At 71.7% G+C, this 21,688-nt stretch carries 22 protein-coding genes, 1 tRNA gene and 1 riboswitch; of the genes, 14 read left to right on the top strand and 9 right to left on the bottom strand.

Annotation, left to right across the window (positions count from 1 at the left end; all coding sequences use genetic code 11):
• Positions 1 to 36: 36 nt before the first annotated feature.
• Positions 37 to 420 (top strand): hypothetical protein, encoded by a 384-nt coding sequence (locus DFI_RS20055; RefSeq protein ID WP_155864593.1) that lies wholly within the window; start codon positions 37 to 39, stop codon positions 418 to 420.
• 84 nt (positions 421 to 504) lie between these two features.
• On the opposite strand, the gene DFI_RS02080 is transcribed toward DFI_RS20055, so the two are convergent.
• Complete coding sequence (locus DFI_RS02080) at positions 505 to 1,095, bottom strand: NADPH-dependent FMN reductase (RefSeq protein ID WP_027463947.1); 591 nt, start codon at positions 1,093 to 1,095, stop codon at positions 505 to 507.
• Positions 1,096 to 1,238: 143 nt separating this feature from the next.
• Positions 1,239 to 2,702: a nitronate monooxygenase gene (locus tag DFI_RS02075; RefSeq protein WP_027463946.1), complete on the bottom strand. Its 1,464-nt coding sequence runs from the start codon at positions 2,700 to 2,702 to the stop codon at positions 1,239 to 1,241.
• A 237-nt stretch (positions 2,703 to 2,939) separates the two neighbouring features.
• On the opposite strand from DFI_RS02075, the gene DFI_RS02070 reads away from it, so the two are divergent.
• The 9 genes from DFI_RS02070 (at position 2,940) to cobT (ending at position 12,127) form a co-directional block, all read left to right on the top strand.
• The gene (locus DFI_RS02070; RefSeq protein WP_027463945.1) at positions 2,940 to 4,088 is read left to right on the top strand and encodes a prepilin peptidase; all 1,149 of its coding nucleotides are present in this window, start codon (positions 2,940 to 2,942) and stop codon (positions 4,086 to 4,088) included.
• A gap of 98 nt (positions 4,089 to 4,186) precedes the next feature.
• Positions 4,187 to 4,301: riboswitch (cobalamin riboswitch) on the top strand.
• Positions 4,302 to 4,473: 172 nt separating this feature from the next.
• Positions 4,474 to 5,346, top strand: a complete 873-nt coding sequence (locus DFI_RS02065) for an ABC transporter substrate-binding protein (protein WP_027463944.1) — start codon at positions 4,474 to 4,476, stop codon at positions 5,344 to 5,346.
• On the top strand, positions 5,343 to 5,957 hold the full coding sequence (gene cobO, locus DFI_RS02060) for a cob(I)yrinic acid a,c-diamide adenosyltransferase (RefSeq protein ID WP_081425970.1): 615 nt from the start codon (positions 5,343 to 5,345) through the stop codon (positions 5,955 to 5,957). The genes DFI_RS02065 and cobO overlap by 4 nt, the downstream gene beginning before the upstream one ends.
• The gene (locus DFI_RS02055; RefSeq protein WP_027463942.1) at positions 5,953 to 7,281 is read left to right on the top strand and encodes a cobyrinic acid a,c-diamide synthase CobB; all 1,329 of its coding nucleotides are present in this window, start codon (positions 5,953 to 5,955) and stop codon (positions 7,279 to 7,281) included. Before cobO ends, DFI_RS02055 begins: the two co-directional genes overlap by 5 nt.
• Positions 7,278 to 8,144 carry an adenosylcobinamide-phosphate synthase CbiB gene (gene cbiB / locus DFI_RS02050; protein ID WP_027463941.1) on the top strand — a complete coding sequence of 289 codons (867 nt, stop codon included), beginning with the start codon at positions 7,278 to 7,280 and terminating at the stop codon, positions 8,142 to 8,144. Before DFI_RS02055 ends, cbiB begins: the two co-directional genes overlap by 4 nt.
• Entirely contained in the window at positions 8,141 to 9,145 is a 1,005-nt protein-coding gene (locus tag DFI_RS02045) for a pyridoxal phosphate-dependent aminotransferase (RefSeq protein ID WP_027463940.1), read from the top strand. The genes cbiB and DFI_RS02045 overlap by 4 nt, the downstream gene beginning before the upstream one ends.
• Positions 9,145 to 10,545, top strand: coding sequence for a cobyric acid synthase (locus DFI_RS02040; RefSeq protein ID WP_118375818.1), 1,401 nt, complete (start codon positions 9,145 to 9,147; stop codon positions 10,543 to 10,545). The genes DFI_RS02045 and DFI_RS02040 overlap by 1 nt, the downstream gene beginning before the upstream one ends.
• Positions 10,545 to 11,066: a bifunctional adenosylcobinamide kinase/adenosylcobinamide-phosphate guanylyltransferase gene (cobU, locus tag DFI_RS02035; RefSeq protein ID WP_027463938.1), complete on the top strand. Its 522-nt coding sequence runs from the start codon at positions 10,545 to 10,547 to the stop codon at positions 11,064 to 11,066. The genes DFI_RS02040 and cobU overlap by 1 nt, the downstream gene beginning before the upstream one ends.
• Positions 11,063 to 12,127 carry a nicotinate-nucleotide--dimethylbenzimidazole phosphoribosyltransferase gene (gene cobT / locus DFI_RS02030; RefSeq protein ID WP_027463937.1) on the top strand — a complete coding sequence of 355 codons (1,065 nt, stop codon included), beginning with the start codon at positions 11,063 to 11,065 and terminating at the stop codon, positions 12,125 to 12,127. The genes cobU and cobT overlap by 4 nt, the downstream gene beginning before the upstream one ends.
• Before the next feature lie 179 nt (positions 12,128 to 12,306).
• On the opposite strand, the gene DFI_RS02025 is transcribed toward cobT, so the two are convergent.
• Positions 12,307 to 12,382, bottom strand: a tRNA-Trp gene (locus tag DFI_RS02025).
• A gap of 61 nt (positions 12,383 to 12,443) precedes the next feature.
• Positions 12,444 to 12,665 carry a hypothetical protein gene (locus tag DFI_RS02020; protein ID WP_027463936.1) on the bottom strand — a complete coding sequence of 74 codons (222 nt, stop codon included), beginning with the start codon at positions 12,663 to 12,665 and terminating at the stop codon, positions 12,444 to 12,446.
• 94 nt (positions 12,666 to 12,759) lie between these two features.
• Between DFI_RS02020 and nth the strand changes: the two genes are divergently transcribed.
• Entirely contained in the window at positions 12,760 to 13,452 is a 693-nt protein-coding gene (nth, locus tag DFI_RS02015) for an endonuclease III (protein ID WP_420810873.1), read from the top strand.
• Between the two features lie 42 nt (positions 13,453 to 13,494).
• Positions 13,495 to 14,709 (top strand): MFS transporter, encoded by a 1,215-nt coding sequence (locus DFI_RS02010; protein WP_027463934.1) that lies wholly within the window; start codon positions 13,495 to 13,497, stop codon positions 14,707 to 14,709.
• A gap of 58 nt (positions 14,710 to 14,767) precedes the next feature.
• Here the strand turns inward: DFI_RS02010 and DFI_RS02005 are convergent, their stop codons facing one another.
• Positions 14,768 to 15,619: an SDR family oxidoreductase gene (locus DFI_RS02005; RefSeq protein WP_027463933.1), complete on the bottom strand. Its 852-nt coding sequence runs from the start codon at positions 15,617 to 15,619 to the stop codon at positions 14,768 to 14,770.
• A gap of 17 nt (positions 15,620 to 15,636) precedes the next feature.
• Positions 15,637 to 16,392, bottom strand: coding sequence for an enoyl-CoA hydratase-related protein (locus DFI_RS02000; RefSeq protein WP_027463932.1), 756 nt, complete (start codon positions 16,390 to 16,392; stop codon positions 15,637 to 15,639).
• A gap of 93 nt (positions 16,393 to 16,485) precedes the next feature.
• On the opposite strand from DFI_RS02000, the gene DFI_RS01995 reads away from it, so the two are divergent.
• Together DFI_RS01995 and DFI_RS01990 are read left to right on the top strand one after the other, a co-directional pair.
• Positions 16,486 to 18,207: a sensor histidine kinase gene (locus DFI_RS01995; RefSeq protein ID WP_244940298.1), complete on the top strand. Its 1,722-nt coding sequence runs from the start codon at positions 16,486 to 16,488 to the stop codon at positions 18,205 to 18,207.
• Positions 18,208 to 18,219: 12 nt separating this feature from the next.
• Entirely contained in the window at positions 18,220 to 18,654 is a 435-nt protein-coding gene (locus DFI_RS01990) for a response regulator (protein ID WP_022800358.1), read from the top strand.
• Positions 18,655 to 18,670: 16 nt separating this feature from the next.
• On the opposite strand, the gene DFI_RS01985 is transcribed toward DFI_RS01990, so the two are convergent.
• The 3 genes from DFI_RS01985 to DFI_RS01975 are packed head-to-tail and all read right to left on the bottom strand — an operon-like array spanning position 18,671 to position 21,649.
• A complete protein-coding gene (locus tag DFI_RS01985; protein ID WP_043779270.1) occupies positions 18,671 to 19,183 on the bottom strand; it encodes an ankyrin repeat domain-containing protein in 513 nt (170 codons plus the stop codon).
• Entirely contained in the window at positions 19,180 to 20,094 is a 915-nt protein-coding gene (gene pdxY / locus DFI_RS01980) for a pyridoxal kinase PdxY (protein WP_027463931.1), read from the bottom strand. The genes DFI_RS01985 and pdxY overlap by 4 nt, the downstream gene beginning before the upstream one ends.
• Positions 20,095 to 20,125: 31 nt before the next feature.
• The gene (locus DFI_RS01975; protein WP_027463930.1) at positions 20,126 to 21,649 is read right to left on the bottom strand and encodes a Ppx/GppA phosphatase family protein; all 1,524 of its coding nucleotides are present in this window, start codon (positions 21,647 to 21,649) and stop codon (positions 20,126 to 20,128) included.
• Positions 21,650 to 21,688 lie beyond the last annotated feature (39 nt).

Raw genomic sequence — 21,688 nt, 5'->3', positions numbered from 1 at the left:
AACGGTCTTGGTGTTGTTGAATATAATCAGGGAGTAATGAAACGAGTAATTCCCCTGGCTTGTATTACAACTGCCCTATCTTTTGCAGAAGCACAGACCGCCACAGGCCCGGTCTGGGAATACACGCAGTATTCCGCAGTAGAGACGATAAACAACGATGGTTCCTCGTCCGGTGATCTGGGAGTGATCCTAGGCATCACCACGCCGGAAGGGTCATATTCCGCTTCAAGCCTGATCAATCTCATCAAAAAGTTGAAGATGCAGCAGGAATATAAATCGGAGTTAGGCTATATCAGCCTGTTCAACATTCTCGGGAAGAACGGCTGGGAACTCGTCAGTTGTAACAAGAGCAGTGTCCAACTTAAGGAAGAGGTGATTTATACAGAAAACTGCTTCTTCAAGCGCCTGAAAAAACTATAGACCTATGATCATTTAATGGCGGGACGGTATTGAATAGTGAAAGGCAGAGCCTCAAAGCTCTGCCTTTCACTATTTATATTTGTTTCAGCTCTGGGTGTCGCGGGCGGTCTTGAGGGCGCGGGTCCACCAGGCGAGGTCGTTCAGGAGGTTCTGGGCGCCGTCGTTGAGGTAGGGCATGTCGTTCATGGTCTTCTGGCCCTGCATCAGGCCGAAGAAGTCGGCGCCCTGGATGTGCACGCTGGTGCGCACGCTGACCTGCTGGAGTTCGGCGGCGATCAGACGCAGCTGTTCGATGGCGCGGGCGGCGCCCACGCTGCCGTAGCCGACGTACGCGACGGGTTTGCGGACCCATTCGACGTAGGCGTTGTCCAGGGCGTTTTTGAGGACGCCGGTGGGGGCGTGGTTGTATTCGGCGGTGATGATGACGTAGCCGTCGAACTGGGCGACGCGCTGCTGCCAGCGGACGACTTCGGGGTTCTGGCTGGGGGCCCAGGCGTTGCTGGCGACCTCGTCGAAGAAGGGCATGGGGTGGTCGCGCAGGTCGACGATCTCGAAGTCGAGGTCGGTGCGTTGCCGGGCGATGTCGTAGAACCACTGGGTGGGCTGGTCGGCGATGCGGGTGGGGCGGGTGCTGCTGATGATGATGCCGATGCGGGGGTTGCCGGTGGTGGTCATGGTGGTTCTCCTTGGGGAGTGGGGTGGAGGGCGCCGGTGACTGCTTTAAATTATCAACCGATTGATTCTATGTCAAACAATTGTGAGCAAAGGCCGGGCCCGGCCGCCCCACACGGGACAGGCCGGGCCCCGGCACGCCGCCCTTACTGCGGGGCAGCCTCACCGCGCAGGTACGCGATCACGTCCGCGGCCGTGTACCCGGGCTTCCAGTGGGACAGCTTCACCACGTCGTCCCCGCTGGTGATCAGGGGCTGCTCCAGGTCGCCCCACTTCTGCATCTGCGGGTACCCGGCGTCGGCCAGCAGGGCGTTACACAGGCACTTGCGGCCCACCGTGTCCTCCAGCGTGCCGCCCTTACGCACGTAGTCCTCGACCGGCTCGGCCGCGCAGCGCAGGCCGGTCTTGCCCTCGCCCGCCCAGTAGAACTCGCGCAGGTAGCCCACGTCGCAGATGCGGCGCCGCTGCGCGTACAGTTCCGGTTCGCTCAGCGTGCCTTCGAGCTGCACCACCTTGAACGGGAACCCGGTCGGGGACGCCAGCGGATCGGTGAACACCTCCGCCTGCCCGTCCCGCACGGCGGCCAGGGCGCGCTGCTTGGTCTCGTCGCGCATGCCGCTCTCGGCGCAGTACGCGAAGAGCGTGCCCACCTGAATGCCGGCCGCGCCCTCGGCGAGCGCCGATTGCAGCGCCTCGGGGCTGCCGGAGCCGCCCGCCAGCCAGAACGGCAGGCCGATCTTGCGCATCTCCGCGAGGTCAGCCACGTCCCGCTCGGTGTAGATGGGCTGCCCGGACGCGTCGTACGTCACCTGTCCGCGCGGGGGCGCGTTGTGCCCGCCGGCGGTGGGGCCCTCGATCACGAAGCCCTGGATGCTGCCGGTCGCCTTGCGGGTCAGCACGCCGGCCAGCACGTGGCTGGAGATGATCGGGTAGAACTTCGGGCGTTGCAGCGCCACGCCCCCGAAGCCGTAGTCGGCGGGGTCCAGGGTGAGGGGCGCGGTGGCGGGGCCATCACCTTTGACGTCCACGCGGAAGGTGTACGGCAGGCCGTGGGAGAAGGCGTCCAGCGCGCCGGGCACCTCGCGGGGAATGCCGGCGCCCATGATCACGGTGTCCACTCCGGCCAGCATCGCGCCGTACATGGCGGGCATGGTGTGCAGCTGCAGCTTGGTGAGGAGGTTCAGGCCGACCGGGTGGTCGTGGCCCTCGCGCGCCAGCCACACTTCCACGAACGCGCCCACGATGGCCAGGCCCCAGGCGGGGTCCTGTCTGGTCAGGGTGGGCAGCGGCACGCGCTTGTAAGGCTGGCCCGCAGGCTTGCCGCCCTGAATGAAGTAGTCGGCGATGATCTTCTGCGCGCGGGTCTGGTCGGGGAAGTGCGCCAGGGCGCGCAGGGTGTCGGGGTCGCCGTCCTGCAGGCGGCGCACGAGCAGGTTGTCGATGCCGGTGCCGGACACCACGCCCAGCTGCCCCTGCAGGGACACGGCGCGGGCGAGTTTCCAGTCGCTGATCGCCACGCCCATGCCGCCCTGGATGATCTGCGGCTGCGGGGTGACGGGCACGGCGGGCACGGGGGCGGGGGTGGGTTGGGGGTCTGAAGGTGTGGTCATGGTGCAGATTCCAGGGCCTGCGGGGAGGCCGGTGTGATCGGGGAAGCAGTGAAGATGGGTGGCGGAAGGGAATGGCCGGGCCCCGGGGGTGCGCAGGAGAGGATGAAAGGGGGCAGTGTTCAGTGTCGCGCCTGCCCGCCTGACGGGACGTGAGTCTGAACGCGGTGCAACACCCATGAACGGGGTGAGCGGCCCGGCGAAAGCGGGCTGTCAGGTGAGACCGCTTACACTTCGTGGGTGAGTCCTGACGCCTTGCTCGTGGTGTTCGCCGTCATCCTGGGGTTGCTGGTCGGGTCGTTCTCGAACGTCCTGATCTGGCGGCTGCCGCGCGGGGAGAACATCGCCTTCCCGCCCAGCCACTGCCCGCACTGCGACCACCGTCTGGGCGTCCAGGACCTGGTGCCGCTGGGGTCCTGGCTGGCGCTGGGCGGGAAGTGCCGCTACTGCCGCGCGCCCATCAAGGCGCGCTACCCGGTCGTGGAGGCGCTGACGGGCCTGGGATACGGGCTGATCGCGTGGCTGTTCCCGCCGCTGACGTTCGGGCTGGGCGCGCTGGGCCTGATGGTGCTGTTCACGATTCTGCTGGTGGGCAGCGCCATCGACCTGGACACCTACACCATCCCGGACGAGCTGACCCTGCCGGGCGTGGGGCTGGGCCTGCTGTTCGCCCTGGCGAACGCCCAGGGCAGCGGCCTGCCCACCTTCCCGGAGGCGGTGCAGGGGGCATTGCTGGGCGCCGGTCTGCTGGTCACGATCAACAACGTGGGCGCCTGGGTGCTGCGGCGCTTCCGGGAGCGGTCCTGGCCGGAATTCCCGCTGGGGTACCAGCAGATCAGCCTGGGCCTGCTGGCCGGCGCGTGGCTGGGCCCGTGGTGGGGCGCGGGCGTGGCTCTGCTCTCTGCGCTGGTGAACGCCCTGGCGAAAAAGGTGATTCGCATTCCCGAACTGCTCACGCTGGGCGGGTTCCTGGTCAGCGTCATGCTGGGCGGCAGCGGCCTGGGCCGGGACCTGGGGGCCATGGTCGTGGGCGCGCTGGGCGCGGCGGGCGCGGTGGCCCTGGTGTGCGGCGTGTACTGGTGGCTGCACTGGCGCCGCCACCGCGAGGACGACGGCGCCGCCGACACGGACGAACCGGTGGACGCGCAGGCGATGGGCTTCGGGGACGTGAAGCTGGCCGCGGTGATCGGCGCGTTCCTGGGCTGGGAACTGCTGCTGGTGGCGCTGGTCGTGGCGGTGTTCGCCGGGGCGGTGCTGGGCGTGATTCAGATGGCGCTGCACAGCAGCAACCGCCTGAAGTTTGGGCCGTACCTGGCGATCGGGGCGGTCGTGGCGCTGCTGTGGGGCCCGGCCCTGGTCGGCTGGTATAAGGGCCTGATCGGGCTGTAGGGGCGGCTGACGGCGGACAGGGTCGGGGCTGCCCGGCCCTGTCTCCGTTCCGGTTGCGGCAGGCGGCGTGGCACCCGGCGCGGGGAATCGTGGCCTCTGCTACGCTTGCGGCACCTGAGTCGGGGGAAGTCCGGTGAGAGTCCGGCACTGTCGCGCAGCGGTAATGGGGCCCTGGCCCATCAGTCCGAATGCCTCTCAGGGACGCAGCGCCCGCGCCCTGCCGCGCAGCCTGCACCTCTCGCCGCCAGAGGGCCATGTCCGACCGTGCTGCCAGCCGTTCCCCTGAACCTGCCCGCCCGTCTCCGGCCCCCGGCCCGGACCGGGCGTTTTTTCTGCGTCGCTCCCGTTCCGGCCGCACTTCCCGCCCCGCACGCCGGAGACCGACATGACCCGCACCCTGCTGACCCTGAGCGCGCTGCTGCTGAGCGCCCACGCCCACGCCACGAAGTACCCCCTGACCCTCACGGACGACCTGGGCCGCACGGTCACGCTGCGCCAGGAGCCGAAACGCATCATCTCCATGCTGCCCAGCCACACCGAGACGCTGGTCGCCATCGGCGCCGGAAGCAAACTGGTGGCCGTGGACCGCTTCAGCAACTTCCCGAAGGCCGTGGTGGACGCCCTGCCGAAGGTCGGCAGCGCCTTCCAGCCGAACCTGGAGGCGATCCTGGCCCTGAAACCGGACCTGGTGCTGGCCGACGAGTCCACCAGCAGCCGCCTGACGGAGAAGCTCGCCGGGGCCGGGCTCACCGTGTACGGCGGGACCGGGCAGACGTACAACGAAGTGTTCGAGAAGATCGCCGTGCTGGGCCGCCTCACCAACCGCGAGGCCGGGGCGACCCGGCTGGTGACCGGCATGCGCGCCGACCTGAACGCCCTGCAGGCCAGCGTGGCCCGCCGGCCCAAGGTCAGCGTGTACTACGAGGTGGACCCCGCCCCGTACAGCGTGGGCCCGAACAGTTTCATCGGCGTGCTGATCGGCAAGGCCGGCGGGCAGACGGTCGTGCCCGCCAGCCTGGGCGACTTCCCGAAACTCGACCCGGAGCTGATCGTGAAGGCCAACCCGCAGGTCATGATCGGCCTGCCGCTCACGGACGCCCGCGCCCGGCCCGGCTGGGCCGGCCTGCGCGCCGTGAGCGCCGCGCGCGTGTACAAACCCACCGACGAGGAGCGGGACGCCCTGAGCCGCCCCGGCCCGCGCCTGGCGGTCGCCCTGCGCGCCCTGATCCGCATGATTCACCCGGAGGCCCTGAAATGACCGACGACCTGACCCGCCAGCGCCGCGAGGCCGCCATGCGCGAACTCACCGAGCAGCGCGACAACTACCGCAAGAAAGAAGGCATCAGCAAGGGCCGGCGCGGGCTGCTGATCGTGAACACCGGCAAGGGCAAGGGCAAGACCACTGCCGCGCTGGGCCTGATGCTGCGCGCCCACGGCCGCGGCCTGAAGGTCAAGATGTTCCAGTTCCTGAAGCACGACACCGCCAAGTTCGGCGAGCACCGCACGCTGGACATGCTGGAAATCCCCTACCAGGGCCTCGGGGACGGCTGGACGTGGCGCAGCAAGGACCTGGAAAACTCCGCCGAGATGGCCGCGCACGGCTGGGCGCTGGCCAGGGAGGCCATCGAGGGCGGCGAGTACGACCTGATCGTGCTGGACGAGTTCACCTATCCCCTCAAATACGGGTGGGTGGCGTGGCCGGACGTGGAGGCCGTCCTGAAGGCCCGCGATTCCCGCATGCACGTGGTGATCACCGGCCGGGACGCCATACCGGAACTGGTGGCCCTCGCTGACACCGTCAGCGAGATCCAGCCGGTGAAGCACGCCTACGAGCAGGGCATCGGCGGGCAGCAGGGGATCGAGTATTAAACGGCTGGTGCTGGCCGCCGCCGGGTCCGGCAGTGGCAAGACCACGGTGGCGTCGCTGCTGTGCCTCGCCCTGCGGGACCGCGGGCTGAGCGTCCAGCCGTTCAAACTGGGTCCCGACTACCTGGACCCCACGCACCTGACCCGCGCTGCCGGCCGGGACGCCCGGAACCTGGACACGTTCCTGCTCTCCCCCGCGCGCACCCGGGACCTGTTCGCGCGCAGCGCCGCGCCCGCTGACATCAGTGTGATCGAGGGCGTGATGGGCCTCTACGACGGCCGCACCCCCACCACCGACGAGCACAGCACCGCCGACCTCGCCCGGCTGCTCGGGGCGCCGGTGGTGCTGGTGATCGACGCGTCCGGCATGGCGCGCACGGCCGCCGCCGTCGCCGCCGGCCTGCGCGACTTCGGGCCCGACCTGAACGTCGCGGGCGTGATCCTGAACCGCGTGGGCAGCGCCCGCCACGCCGACCTGTGCGAGGTGGCCCTGGGTCAGGTGGGGCTGCCGGTGCTGGGCTTCGTGCCCAAAGACGCCGCGCTGGACCTCCCGGAACGGCACCTGGGGCTGGTGCAGGCCGAGCAGACCGCCTGGGACCCAGCCGCGGCCCTCCGCGCGGCCGCGCACCTGCGGCTGGACGCCCTGCTGGACGCCGCCGAGGCCCCGCCCCTGCCGGCGCCGCCCACCACCTCGCCCGCCCCGGCGGAGCGGGTGCGGATCGCGTACGCGCTGGACGAGGCGTTCCACTTCTACTACCCGGACGCGCTGGACGAACTGCGCCTGTGCGGCGCGGAGCTCGTGCCCTTCAGCCCCCTGCGGGAAGCTGGCCTGCCCGCAGGTGCCCGGGGCGTGCTGCTGGGCGGCGGCTACCCCGAAGTGCACGCCGCCCAGCTCAGCGCCAACACCGGCCTGAGGGAGGGCCTGCGGGCCTTCGCGGCGTCGGGCCGGCCGGTGATCGGCGAGTGCGGCGGCCTGATGTACCTGGGTGACACCCTCGAAGACCTGGACGGCACTCAGCACGAGATGTGCGGCGTGATTCCCTACCGCACGCGCATGCAGCCGCGCCTCACCCTCGGGTACCGGGAGGCCCGCGCGGTGACCGGCTCCCCGCTGGCCCCGGCGGGCACCGACGTGCGCGGCCACGAGTTCCACTACAGCGCCCTGACGCACGCCCCCACGCACCCCGCCTACACCTGGACCGGCCCGGACGGCCAGCCCGTGCAGGAGGGGTACGCGCACGGCAACGTCCTCGCCAGTTACCTGCACCTGCACTACGGCGGCTTTCCGAACCTCGCCCGGCGCTTCGTGGAGGCCTGCCGGGCATGACCCGCGCCGCGATGCTGCTGGCCCTGGCCCTGGACACCCTGGGCGAGCCACCCACCGCCGTGCATCCCGTGGTGGGCATGGGCACCTACCTGCACCGGGCGCGCCGGGGCTGGCGCGGCCGCACCCCGGCGCGGCAATTGGCCGAGGGGGCCGCCGGGTGGGCCCTGGGAACAGCCCTGGCGGCCGGCGCGGGCCTCGCGGCAGCCCGCGCGCCCTGGTACGTGCAGGGCGCCCTGCTCAAACCTCTGCTGGCCCGGAAGGCCCTCTTTGACGCCGTGCAGGAGGTCGGCCGCGCCCTGGACCGCGGGGACCTCCCGGAGGCGCAGCGGCTGCTGTCCTGGCACCTCGTCAGCCGCGACACCCGGAACCTGAATGCCGCCGAGGTGGCCGGCGCCGCCATCGAGAGCCTCGCCGAGAACCTCTCCGACAGCGTGATCGCGCCCCTGCTCGCCTACCGCGTGGGCGGCCTTCCGCTGGCCGCTGCGTACCGCCTGACGAACACCGCCGACGCCCTGTGGGGTTACCGCACCCCGGACCTCGAATACGCCGGCAAAACCGCGGCCCGCATGGACGACCTGCTGAACCTCGCCCCGGCCCGCCTCACGGCCCTGTGCGCCCTGCTCACTGCCGGCGGGCGGGGGTGGCACGCCTGGGCCCGCGACCGGCGCGCCACCCCCAGCCCGAACGCTGGTCATCCCATGAGCGCCTTCGCCGGGGCCCTGGGCGTGCGGCTGGACAAACGCGGCGTCTACGTCCTGAACGCCACCGGCCGCGCGCCCACGCCCGCCGATCTGAAGGCTGCCGTGGCACTGGCCCGCCGGACCGTGACCCTCGCCACCGCGCTGCTGGTGGTGAAAGCGTGACCGGGCTTCCCCCGCTGCTGCCCCGCGCGCCGCACGGCGGGCCCACCGCCACCCCATTCCGGGGCCTGGACTTCAGCGTGAACAGCAACCCCTACGGCCCCAACCCCGAACTCCTGCGGGCCGCGCAGCAGGCCGATCACGCCCACTACCCCGACCCCACCTACCAGGCCACCCGCGCCCGACTGGCGAGCTGGCACGGCGTCACCCCGGACGAGATCGCCCTCAGCGTCGGCGCGTCGGACCTGCTGCACCGCCTCGCGCGGGCGTTCCTGCCCGCCGGAGCAACCCTGCTCAGCCTGCACGTCCCGTTCGGCGAACTCGCCCGCGCCGCGCAGCTGCAACGCGGACAGATTCAGGTGGTGCCCGATCTACCCGAGCACCTGCCGCCACACACCCGGCTGGTGTACGTAGGCCACCCGCACAACCCCACCGGGCACCGCCTCAGCACTGCGGAACTCCAGCGTCTTGCGCAGCAGTGCGAGGGGGCGGGCGCCCTCCTGATCCTGGACGAGGCGTACGCGCCTTTCCTGCCGGACGGCGCTGCTCCGCCGCGGCATCCGAATCTGATGCGCCTGCAGTCCCCCGGCAAGGCCCACGGGCTGGTCGGCGTCCGCCCCGCCTACGCCATCGCCGCTCCCAGCGTCATCGCGAAGCTGGAGAACCTGGCGCCCGCGTGGCACGTGCCCGCCGGCACGGACGCCCTGCTGGCCGCCCTCCCGGACGCGCAAGCGTTCCTGCACACCACCCTGCCACTCGTCCGGCAGCATGCCCTGGTGCTCGCCGCCGCCCTGCGCGAGTTTGGCGAGTTGCAGCATCACGGGACGCCCTACCTGCTCCTGCGCGTCGGAAACGCCGCCCAGGTCGCACAGGCCCTGCTCGGTCACAACATTCGCGTCCGGGACTGCGCCAGCTATGCCCTGCCGGAATGGATTCGCGTCAGCACGCGCACGCCTCAGGAGAACGACGCGCTGATCACAAGACTCAAGGAGGTCATCCGGTAATGGGAAACGCCATCATGGTGCAGGGCTGCACGAGTAATGCGGGGAAGTCGTATCTGGCGTCGGCATTGTGTCGGGCGCTGGCGGATGAGGGGTTGCGGGTGGCGCCGTTCAAGGCGCAGAACATGAGCAATAACGCGGGGGTGACGCCGGCGGGCTTGGAGATGGGGCGGGCGCAGCTGGTGCAGGCGCGGGCGGCGCGGGTGATGCCGGACGTGCGGATGAATCCGGTGCTGCTCAAGCCGGAGGCGGACACGCGCAGTCAGGTGGTGCTGCTGGGCCGCGCGGACCCGGAGCTGACGGCCCTGCCCTGGCGGGAGCGCAAGGGGCAGTTGTGGCCACACGTGCAGGAGGCGCTGCACAGCCTGATGGCGGAGTTCGACGTGGTGGTGATCGAGGGAGCGGGCAGTCCGGCGGAGGTGAACCTGCGCAGTTCGGACATCGTGAACATGCGGGTGGCGCGGGAGGTGCAGGCGGCGGTCCTGCTGGCGGCGGACATTGACCGGGGTGGAGCGTTCGCGCATCTGCTGGGCACGTGGCACTGCCTGATTCCGGAAGAGCGGGCGCTGCTGCGGGGGTTCATCCTGAACCGCTTCCGGGGGGACGCGTCGCTGCTCTCCCCTGCTCCGGAGTGGTTGCAGGAGCAGACGGGTGTGCCGACGGTGGGCGTGGTGCCTTGGCTGGACGTTCCGCTGCCGGAGGAGGACGGCGTGGCCCTGGAGGGCGCCGCGGCGCATGGGGACGGGGGGTTCGTGGCGATTGCGCGGCTGCCGCGGGTGTCGAACCTGGACGAGTTCGCGCCGCTGGGGGAACTGGCGCGCTGGGTGGCATCCCCGGCGGATCTGGTGGGGGCGCGGGCGGTGATCCTGCCGGGCAGCAAGAGCACGGCGGCGGACCTGGCGTGGCTGCGGGCGTCGGGGCTGGCGGGGGCGATCACCCGGCTGGCGGCGCAGGGCGTGCCGGTGCTGGGCGTGTGCGGAGGGTTGCAGATGCTGGGCTCGCGCATCACGGACCCGCATGGCGTGGAGGGCGGCGGGGACGTGGCGGGCCTGGGTCTGCTGGACCTGGAGACGGAGTTCGCGCCCCTGAAAACCACGCGATTGACGCGCCTGACGGACGCGGAGACGGGCTTCGCGCTGGAGGGCTACGAGATTCACCACGGGCAGACGGTGGCGGGCGCCGGCGCCAGCGCCTGCACGCCGGGGCTGCTGTGGCGCCAGGGGAACGTGCGCGGCACGTACCTGCACGGCCTGCTGGAGAACCCGGCGTACCTGGAGCGGTTCCTGGGCTGGGCGGACCTGCCGGTCCCGGCGGGCCTGGATTCGCTGGATGCGCGTCTGGACGCAATCGCGGCGCGGGTAAAGGCCAGCCTGGACTGGCCGTTCGTGCGGGGACTGCTCTGATGGCACGCCTGGTGTTCGTGACGGGCGGCGCCCGCAGCGGGAAGAGCGCGTACGCGGAGCGGCGGGCGGCGCAGGCGGGCGAGGCCGTGACGTACGTGGCGACCGGGGTGGCGTTCGATGCGGAGATGCAGGACCGGATCGGGCGGCACCGCGCGGACCGCCCGGCGGGCTGGGTAACCGTGGAGGCACCCGTGGACGTGCCCGCAGCGGTGCGGGAGGCGGGCACGCCGGTGGTGCTGCTGGACTGCCTAAGCGTGTGGGTGAACAACCTGATGTTCCACGACTGGCCGGACGACCAGATCCTACAGGCCGCCGACGACCTGCTCGCCGTCGCCCGGGCGCGGTCCGGGACGGTCATTCTCGTGACGAACGAGGTGGGGTTCGGGATCGTGCCGGACGGCGCCCTCTCCCGCCGCTACCGGGACGTGCTCGGCTGGGTGAACCAGCGCTGCGCGCACGGCAGCGACGAGGCTGCGCTGATCGTCAGCGGCCTACCCCTCACCCTGAAAGGAGTTTCATGAACCACGACCTGTCCACCCTGATCCAGAGCATCCTTCCCGCCGATACGGGCGCCATGGCGCACGCGCAGGCGCGGCAGGCGCAGCTCACGAAACCCGCCGGGGCGCTGGGCGACCTGGAGACCCTGTCCGTGCGGCTGGCCGGGGTGTTCGGCACGCCCACGCCTCACCCGCGCGGCGTGGCGGTAATCGTGGCCGCCGGGGATCACGGAGCGGCACTGGACGGCGTGAGCGCCTACCCGCCCGAGGTCACGCCCATGATGGTGATGAACTTCCTGGCCGACACGCCCTGCGGGGCGGGCGGCGCGGCCGTGAACGCCATCGCCCGGACGGTGGGCGCGCGCGTGTACGTCATGGACGCCGGCGTGAACGCGGACCTGCCGGACCACCCGCAGTTGCACCGGCACGCGGTGCGGCGCGGCACGCGGAACCTGCGCGTGACGGCCGCCATGACCCGCGAGGAAACGGAGACGCTGGTCCTGGCGGGCGCGGCCCTGGCGCGGCAGGCCATCGCCGACGGCGCGGACGTCCTGATCCCCGGGGAGATGGGCATCGGGAACACCACCCCGGCCGCGGCGATCACGGCCCGGCTGCTGAACGCCGACCCGGCCGACGTGACCGGGCGCGGCACCGGCGTGGACGACCGGACCCTGGCGCACAAGGTGGCGGTGATCAAGGAAGCCCTGGCGCGGACCGGCACCACGGACCCCCTGGACGTCCTGGCCGAGTTCGGCGGGTACGAGATCGCGGCGATGCTGGGCGTGATGCTGCAGGCCGCCGCGAGCCGCCGGGCCGTGATCCTGGACGGGTTCGTGGAAGGCAGTGCCGCCCTGGTGGGCGCGGCCCTGGCCCCCCACCTGCGGGAGTACCTGTTCCCCGCCGGCGAGTGCGCGGAGATCGGGCACGCGGCGCAGCTGCGGCACCTGGGCCTCACGCCCATGTTCCGCCTGGGGCTGCGCCTGGGCGAAGGTACCGGGGGCGTGCTGGCGGCGCCGCTGCTGCTGTCGGCGGCGGCCACCCTGCGGGAGATGCGCACCTTCGAGGAAGCCGGCGTCCCCACGTAAATAAGGGCGGGATCGGCGACGCACGAGAGGGCACCTGACGAAGTTCGATTCAGGTGCCCTCTCTCACTGATTGGTAAAGAGCGCCGGGGATGCGGGGTCACCAGTTCTTCGCCAGCCGTGTCTGAAAGAAAAACCGCGGTGACAAAAGAACACCCCCACAGTTCATGTGGGGGTGTGTCTGGCGGGCCCTGAAGGACTTGAACCCTCGACCTACGGTTTTGGAGACCGCCGCTCTACCAACTGAGCTAAGAACCCGTGCTTCCTCTCGGAAGGCCCAAATAGGGTAGCAGAGGCCTGGGGTTCACGCAAGGGTGGGTCAGATCACGCCGCCGCCCAGCAGCAGGCGCAGCGCGGCGACGGCCAAGATCACGATGTTGAAGGTCATGGCGCTGCGGTCGCGGCTGAGGGCGCCGAACATCACGCCGAGCAGGGCGGGGGGCAGCACGAAGAACCAGTTCAGCCAACCGAACATGGGGAGCAGGCCCAGCAGCAGGCCCAGGGCGGCAAGCACGCCGCAGATCATGGAGAGCACCCTCATGTCCTCCAGTACGGGCCGGGGCGGCTAAGCGTTCCGGCTTACTTCCGGGGGCGTTCACATGCGCGTGGAAATTGCGGGCGTAGGCTGGGTGGCTGTGACGTCTGCCGCTTCCCTCCGATCTGCCCTGCCGGCCCGTTTGCCGCGTGGGGCGAAGGCCCGTGCGCCGCTGGTGCTGGCCGGGCTGTCCGAGCTGTACCCGGACGCCCGCTGTGAGCTGGATTTCCGCAATCCGTTCGAACTGCTGGTGGCGACGGTCCTGTCGGCGCAGGCGACGGACGTGAGTGTGAATCTGGCGACCCCGGCGTTGTTCGCGCGCTTCCCGGATGCGCACGCGATGAGCGTGGCGGAGCCGGAGGAGATCGAGCCGCTGATCCGGCGGATCGGGCTGTACCGCGCGAAGGCGAGGAACCTGGCGGCGCTGGCGCGGCTGCTGGTGGAGCGGCACGGGGGCGAGGTCCCGAATGATTTCGACGCGGTGGTGGCGCTGCCCGGCGCGGGCCGCAAGACCGCGAACGTGGTGCTGAGCAACGCGTACGGGTACCCGGCGATCGCGGTGGACACGCACGTGGGGCGGCTGGCGCGGCGGCTGGGCCTGAGCGCGCAGACGAACCCGGACAAGGTGGAGGCGGACCTGGAGCGGCTGTTTCCGCGGGAGCGGTGGGTGTTCATGCACCACGGCCTGATCCTGCACGGGCGGCGGGTGTGCTTCGCGCGGAAGCCGGCGTGCGGGGCGTGCCGGCTGGCGGGCTTCTGTCCGAAGATCGGGGTGACCGATGCGGTCGTCTGAGCTGGGCGGGGGCCGGGCGGCGCGCGGCGAGGTGGGGCCGGTATGAAGTGGCGGTTTTCCCGGCAGGTGTGGCTGTACCTGGCGTCGGCGTTCAGTTTCGGGCTGGCGCAGGCGTTCGCGGCACTCTTCCTGAATTTCTACCTGCGGGCGCTGGGGCTGGGTGCGGAGTGGCAGGGCTTCCTGAATGCGCTGCCGGCGCTGACGCTGGCGCTGCTGAGCCTGCCGGCGGTGGCGCTGGCACGGCGGATCAGCAACGCGCACACCCTGAAGGTCGGGGCGGCGCTGAGTCTGGTGGGCACGCTGATCCTGGCGACCGCGTCGGGGCCGGGCATGGCGGTGGTGGGCGCGCTGGTGCAGGGGGCGGGCGCGGCGCTGAGCGTGGTGGCGGGGTCGCCGTTCATGGCGAACAACAGCACCGAGGAGACCCGCGTGACGCTGTTCAGCGTGCAGAGCGCCCTGATGACCGGGGCGGGCTTCGTGGGGAACCTGCTGGGGGGCCGAGTGCCGGACCTGTACGCGCAGGCCACGCTGACCGAACCGGACGGACTGGGGGCGCTGCGCGCGGCGCTGCTGGTGGCGACTGCCTTCCAGCTGCTGGGGCTGCTGCCGGTGCTGGGCCTGAAACCCACCGGGAAGACCACCCGGGAGGGCCGGAGTTTCGCGGTGCGGGACAAGCGCACCATGGCGCGGCTGGTGATGCCGAACGTGCTGGTGGGCCTGGGCGCCGGGGCCACGATTCCCTTCCTGAACGTGTTTATCGAGGGGAAGTTCAAGGTGGATTACGCGAGCCTGGGCACGCTGTTCGCCTGGATGAGCCTGGCCACGGCGGTCACGGCGCTGCTGCAGCCGCTGCTGGTCCGGTCGCTGGGGCAGCTCCGGGCGGTGCTGGTGGTGCAGGCGAGCAGCCTGCCCTTCCTGGCGCTGCTGGGCTTCGCGCCGGAACTGTGGATGGTCACGGTGGCGCTGTTCACGCGCGGGGCGCTGATGAACGCGGCCGGGCCGGTGTACAGCGCGTACGCCATGACGGCCCTGCCGGAGGAGGACCGGCCCATGTACTCGGCGGTGAACGTGATCGCCTGGGACCTGGGCTGGGCGGTGAGCAGCATCCTGTCCGGGGTGGTGCGGGGCCGCGTGCCGTTCGGGCCGGCCTTCGACCTGCTGTTCGCGTGGACGCTAGTGATGTACGGGCTGAGCGTGCTGGCGATCTACCTGGGGCTGTACCGGCACGCGCGGCGCACCCAGGCGATTCCGCTGTAACAGGCCCACAGAACCGGAGCCATGAGGGGAGTCCCCCGCGGTTCCGGCTTCCCTTTGCTCAGCCTTCTTTCTTGCCGGGCAGGGCAAGGCCCATCTGCTGGTACATCTGGTACTGGGGGGCGCCGCCCAGCATGTTCTGCCCGCCGTCCACCGGGAGAATCACGCCGGTCACGTAACTGGCGGCGTCGGAGACCAGGAAGAGGGCAGCGTTGGCGATGTCCTGCGGCACCCCGAAGCGGCCCAGGGGCACGGTGCCCATGAAGCGCTGGCGGGTCTTCTCGTCCGGTGCGAGCCGGGCCATGCCCTCGGTGCCGTCGATGGGGCCGGGCACGATGGCGTTCACGCGGATGCCGCGCAGGCCCCACTCGATGGCCAGGGTGCGGGTGAGCTGGTCCACGCCGGCCTTCGCGGCGACGACGTGCGCCTGCATGGGCACGGGCACGCCGTACGCGCTGATGCTCAGGACGTTCCCGCCCGGGGTGTTCAGGTGCGGGGCGGCGGCCTTGATGGTGTGGTACGTGCCGATCAGGTCGATGTCCACCACCGTCCTGAAGCCGTTGGGGGAAATGCCGTCCACCGGCGCGGGGAAGTTCCCGGCGGCGCCGGCCAGCACGATGTCCAGGGCCCCGAATTCGGCCACGGCCTGCGCCACAGCGGCTTCCATGGCGGCGTAGTCGCGCACGTCGGCGCTGACGCCCAGCGCCCGCCCGCCGGCCTGCACGATGCCCTGCGCGGCGCGCTGGGCCTTGTCCAGGTTGCGGCCCAGCAGGGTCACGGCGCAGCCGTGCGCGGCGAAACTCTGGGCGATGCCAAGGTTGATGCCGCTGCCGCCCCCGGTGATCAGGGCGTGCTTGCCGGCCAGGAGGTCGGGGCGGAAGGTGCTGTCGGGCGTACCGGCGGGAAGGGTCATGGGGGCTCCTTGGGGGGTCATTTCTTGAGGGCGGCGGCGAGGGCCTCGACGCTCATGTGCCGGGCGTTCCAGCGCACGGCGCCCAGCATGGCCTCGTGGTGGGGCGCGGGGTCGTGCAGGCTGCGTTTGGTGCCTTCCAGCGCGGCGGCCGGCAGGGTGGCCAGCTGACCGGCCAGCGCGTCGGCGCGGGCGAACAGGGCGTCCGGGGTGTCGGGCACCTCGGTGACCAGGCCCCAGCGTTCGGCGGTGAGGGCATCGATGGGTTCGGCGGTCAGGGCGAGGTGCGCGGCGCGGCCCAGGCCGATCAGGCGCGGCAGGCGTTGCAGGCCGCCCAGGTCGGCGGTGATGCCCAGCTTCACCTCGGGCAGGCTGAAGCGGGCGTCGGCGCTGCACAGCCGCAGGTCGCAGGCGCTGATCAGTTCCAGGCCCGCGCCGATGCACCACCCGTGCACGGCCGCGATCACCGGGACGGGCAGGGCGGCCAGGGCCTCGATGGCGCCGTGCATGGCCTGCACGGCGTCCAGGAAGCCGGCCTCGCTGCCGATCAGGGGCGCGAGCTGCGGGGCGGTGGCCTTGACGTCCAGGCCCACGCTGAACAGGTGCTCGCCGCGCACGATCAGCACGCGGGCGTCCCCGAGGCCGGCCAGGGCGGCGGGCACGGCCGGCCAGAAGTCGGGGCCCAGGGCGCCCTTGGGGGGGGTGAGGGTCAGGGTGGCGACCGGGCCCTGCCGGGTGAGGCGGACGGGCGCGGCGCCGCTGGCGCGGGTGGTCATGCCCGGAAGTGTAGCGTCCGCTGTACCCGGTTCAACAAACCCTGTGCGGATGCCGGTCCGGGACGTCCCGGGCCACTGCTCTAGAATCGCCGGGTGCAGAACGAGACAGGCGCGCGCCTGCCCTCCCCTTCCCCCGCGCCCGCCCCGGCGCCGGGGGACGCGCCGCGGCCTGCACCCACCCCGGCCCTGCTGCGGCCCGACGCGACGTCCGTGCGCCCGCGCGGGGTGCTGCTGCGGGACCTGCTGCTGCGGCCCTTCCTGCTGCCGTTCGTGCTGCTGCTGGGCGTGGGCGCGGCGGTCGTGACCGGCGTGGACCGCAACGCCCGCGCGACCACGCAGGTGAACGCCGCGCACGCCCGGCTGGTACTGCTCAGTTCCCTGGCGCGCGACACCTCGGACATGGAGTCCGGGCAGCGCGGGTACGTGATCACCGGCCACCCGGACTTCCTCAAGCCCTACCTGGACGGCGTGATCGCCTTCCAGCAGCACGCCGCCGAGCTGGAACAGCAGGCGGCCACCGAGCAGCAGCGCACGAACACGGGCCGCGCCCTGGCGATGATGAACGACTGGCGGGAGTTCTCCGCCGAGCCGGAGATCACCGCCCGGCAGCGTTCGCTGGGGGACGCCGTGGCGCTCGTGGCGAACGAGGACGGCAAGAGCCGCATGGAGGCCCTGCGGGCGCTGATCGCGGAGATGCGCGGCCGGGAAAACGTCCGGCTGTCGCAGGCGGTGCAGGCCGGCACCGAGACCCTGAACACCGTGCGCCTGCTGGCGATCGCGGGCCTGCTCACCAGCGGCCTGACGCTGCTGCTCACGGTGCTGCGCGGCGCCCGGCGGATCACGACCGTGCTGGACGCCCTGAACGCCGGCGCGCAGGAGATCGCCGCCGGGCAGTACGACACGCGCCTGCCGCACGCCGGCGTGCGCGAACTGGACGCCCTGAGCGGGCAGGTTCACGTGATGGCCCGCGCCGTGCAGGACCGCGAGGCTCAACTCGCGCAGGCCGCGCAGACGCTGGAAACCACCAACGAGCAGCTGAGGCGCAGCAACCGGGAACTGGAGCAGTTCGCGTACGTGGCCAGCCACGACCTGCAAGAACCCCTGCGGACCATCGGCAGTTACACCGAACTGCTCGCCAAGCGCTACGCCGGGCAGCTCGACGAGCGCGCCGACCGGTACATCGCCTTCACCACCTCCGCCACCGCGCGGCTCAAGACCCTCATCCAGGACCTGCTGGCGTTCTCCCGGGTGCGCCAGGGCCAGGAGCAGCGGACCTTCACCCCGGTGGACACCCGCACCCTGGCGCATGACGTGGTGCAGGATCTGCACACGCCCATCCAGGAGGCGGGCGCGGCGGTGGAGTTCGGGCTGCTGCCGATCCTGACCGCGAACGCCGACCTGCTGCGCCACGTGTTCCAGAACCTGATCGCCAACGCCGTGAAGTTCCGCGGGCCGGCCCGCGCGCCGGTCATCCGGGTGTCCGCCACCCGCGAGCCGGGCCGATGGGTGTTTCACGTGCAGGACAACGGCATCGGCATCGAGCCGCAGTACTTCGAGCGGATCTTCGGGGTGTTCCAGCGGCTGCACACCCTGGAGGAGTACAGCGGCAGCGGCATCGGGCTGGCCGTGGCCCGCAGCGCCATCGAACAGCACGGTGGCGACCTGTGGCTGGAGAGCACGCCCGGCGAGGGCAGCACCTTCCACTTCAGCATTCCCGATCACCGCTCCCCGGCGCCGTCCACGGGCAGCGCGGCGCTGCCCGGAGCGGCGCTCCTGCCGGCCCCCGGCCCCCGCCCCCCCAACACGCACTCCTGACGAGGTCCCCCGATGAAACCCATTCAGATCCTGCTGGTCGAGGACAACCCCGCCGACGTGCTCCTGACCGAGGAGGCCTTCGAGGAGGCCGATTTCCCGCACGCCCTGCACACCGCCCGGGACGGCGTGGACGCCCTGGAGGTCCTGCGTGGCAGTGCCGGTCAGGCCGGCGTGCGCCCGGACGTGATCCTGCTGGACCTGAACATGCCGCGCATGTCCGGCCTGGAACTGCTGGACGTGCTGAAGGAAGACGAGCACCTGCGCACCATTCCCGTGATCGTCCTGACGACCTCCCGCGCGGAGACGGACATCTGGCGCAGTTACAACCTGCACGCCAACGCGTACATCCCCAAGCCGGTGAGCATCGAGGAGTTCGTGGAGGTCATCCGGTCGCTGGGGAACTTCTGGTTCCTGCGGGCGGCCCTGCCGCCCCGGCAGCACCCCTGAGAGGGCGGGCCGCGCGTTACGGCGTGCGGGTGTCCAGCCGGGCCTGAAGCGCGGCGGCCAGGTCGGTCGCGCCCATCAGCCGGGCGGCGTCCGGGATGCCCAGCCCGGCGGCGTCCCGGGCGTGCAGGTCCGCGCCGCGGTCCAGCAGCAGGTCGGCCAGATCGGCGCGGCCGAACATGGCGGCCATCATCAGCGGGGTCTTGCCGGCGGGGCTGGCGGCGTTCACGTCCGCGCCGGCGTCCAGCAGCGACCTGGCCACGTCCAGGTCGCCGCGGAAGGCCGCGGCTTCCAGCGGGCTCTGACCGCGGTCGTTGCGGGTGTCGGGGACGGCGCCGGCGGCCAGCAGCCGCGCCACGACCGCCGCGTGCCCGTGGTAGGCGGCCAGCATCAGCAGGGTGTCTCCGTTCTGGTTGCGGACGTTCACCGGCAGGCCGGCGGCCAGCATCTGCTCCAGCCGCGCCGTCTGCCCGGCGCGGGCCATCTCGAAGGCCTCCTGCAGGTAGGCCAGCACGGCCGGGTCGGGCGTCACGCCACGCCGCCCTGAACCTGCTCGGCCGGGAAGACCTGGGTGGGCTGCACGAACTCGTTCTGCGCGGCCACCAGCTGAATCTCGCGGGTGCCGGCGCGGTGGGTGACGTCCAGCAGGGCATACAGGGCGCTCATGGCGAGGCTGAGGGCCTGCGCCGGGCTGGCGCCGCGCAGCATCTGCCCCAGGAACAGCGCGGCGATGGTGTCGCCCGTGCCGTTGCGGGGCGGGTCCAGCGGGATCAGCGGCGTGCGGCACAGCCACGCGCCATCCCCGGTGACGGCCAGCGTCTCGATGCCGCCTTCCGGGGCGTCCTCGCGGATCAGGCTGGTGACCACCACGACGCGCGGCCCGCCCGGATTCAGCCGCCCGCGCAGGACGTGCGCGGCGGTCAGGGCGTCGTCCAGGGTGTGGACGGCGTGCCCGGTCAGGAGTTCAAGTTCGAACTGGTTGGGCGTGACGATGTCGGCCGCCGGGAGGGCCTGCGCGGCGATCAGGTCCGGCAGTTCCGGGCGCACGAACACGCCGCGGCCCACGTCGCCCATCACGGGGTCGCAGCAGTACAGCGCGGCCGGGTTCGCCGCCCGCACGCGCCGCACGGCGTCCGCCACGGCCGCCACGGTGCCTTCCGAGCCCATGTACCCGCTGAGCACGGCGTCACAGCCGGGCAGGGCGCCGCGCGCCTCTATGCCGTCCAAGAGCTCGGCCACCAGTTCCGGCGGGAACACGCTGCCGGTCCAGGCGCCGTACCCGGTGTGGTTGGAAAACTGCACGGTGTTCACCGCCCAGACCTCGAAGCCCAGGCGCTGCAGCGGGAACACGGCGGCGGCGTTCCCCACGTGTCCGTACGCCACCCAGGACTGGATGCTCAGGATGTTGCGCGGCACGGTGGGGGCGGGGGTGGCGGCGGTCATGGGGGACAGCATAAGCGGCGCGGGCGGCGGGTCAGAGGTTCCGGAAGGTCAGCGGCCCGAACTCACGGGTCCACAGGTCGGCCTTCTCGCGGGCGCCCGCGAGGTCCAACGGCGTGGCGCCGGTCACGTGCAGGGTCCAGCCGTCCTCCGCCCGGGCGCGGCGCAGTTCGCGGAACTGCGTGCCACCGGCGTGCGCGCGGTCCAGGCCGTCGGCGACGCGCAGGACCGCCGCGAGGCGCGACACCAGGGCCTGATCGGCGGCTGGCAGGGCCGCGAAGTCCGCGTGGGAGGCCTTGGGGGGGCTGCGGCGGTGGTAGCGGGCGACCTGCGCGATCAGTTCCCGTTCGCGCGGGGAGAAGCCGCGCAGGTCGGTGTGCCGGATCAGGTACGCGGCGTGCTTGTGGTGCGCGCTCTGCGACACGATCTGCCCGGTCTCGTGCAGGGCCGCGGCGGCCGTGAGCAGCGGGCGCGCCTCGTCCGGGAAGCTCTCCCCGGTGCGGGCCAGCGCGGCCAGCAGGTCGCGGGCGAGCTGCGCGACGTGCCCGGCGTGCGCGAGGTTCGCGCCGAAGCGTTCGGCGGTCGCCAGGACGCTGCGCTGGCGCAGGCTCAGGCCGCCGGTGAAGGCGCTGAGCTGGGCGAGTTCCTCGATCAGCATGCCCTCGCGCAGCGCGCCCTCGCTGACCGTGACCTCCCGGACGCCCAGCAGGTCCAGGGCGGCGTGCAGCACCGCGAGGCCCGCCACGATCGTCCCGGCGCGTTTCTCGAAGCCGGGGACCTTCAGGCGCGCGCCGGGCCGCAGGGCCCGCGTGCGGTCCAGCAGGCCGCCCAGGGCCGCGACGGTGAAGCTCACGCCGTTCACGCTGCCGTCCGGGCCGGCCAGGGTTGCCTTGGTGTGGGCGGCGTTCAGGGCGACGGCGGCGGCCTCCGCGGTGCCGCTGGACAGCACCACGCGCGTGCCGGGCTGCGCCGCGAAGCGCGAGACGTGGGGCCGCAACAGGTCCTGCACGTGCGCCTGCAGGGCCTGCACCTCCCGGGCGGGGGGCGGGTCGTGGCGCAGGAACGCGCGGGTCATGCGGATGGCGCCCACCGGCAGGCTCAGCACGTCCGTGGGCGCTTCGGGGCCGCCGCGGGCGAACTCCAGGCTGCCGCCGCCGAGGTCGAGCAGCAGGGTGTCCGGCCCGAACTCCACGCTGTGCGCCGCGCCCAGGTAGGTGAGGTGCCCCTCGCGTTCCCCACTGATGATCGCCGGGTACAGCCCGGTGCGTTCCCGCATGCGCTGCGCGACCGCCTGCCCGTTCGGCGCTTCCCGCAGGGCGCTGGTGGCGTACACGCGCACCTCGGGAATGCCGGCCGCGCCGCTCAGTTCCCGGAAGCGGGTCAGGGCGCCCGCCAGGCGGTCCTCGCCTTCCGGGGTGAGGTTCCCGGCCTCGTCCAGGCACTCGCCGAGCGCGGTGCGGTCTTTCAGCGCGTCCAGGACGCGGTAGCCGCTGCCGGCCGCCTCGGCGAGCAGCAGGTGGCTGGAGTTGGTGCCGACATCGGCCACGGCGACCTTCATGCTCAGGTGTCTCCTCGCGGGCGGAAGAAGCGGGGGGAC

The organism is Deinococcus ficus, assembly GCF_003444775.1.
Lineage (GTDB): Bacteria > Deinococcota > Deinococci > Deinococcales > Deinococcaceae > Deinococcus > Deinococcus ficus.
The sequence above is the reverse complement of the archived record's forward strand: the minus strand, read 5'-3'. Positions and strand labels throughout refer to the sequence as shown.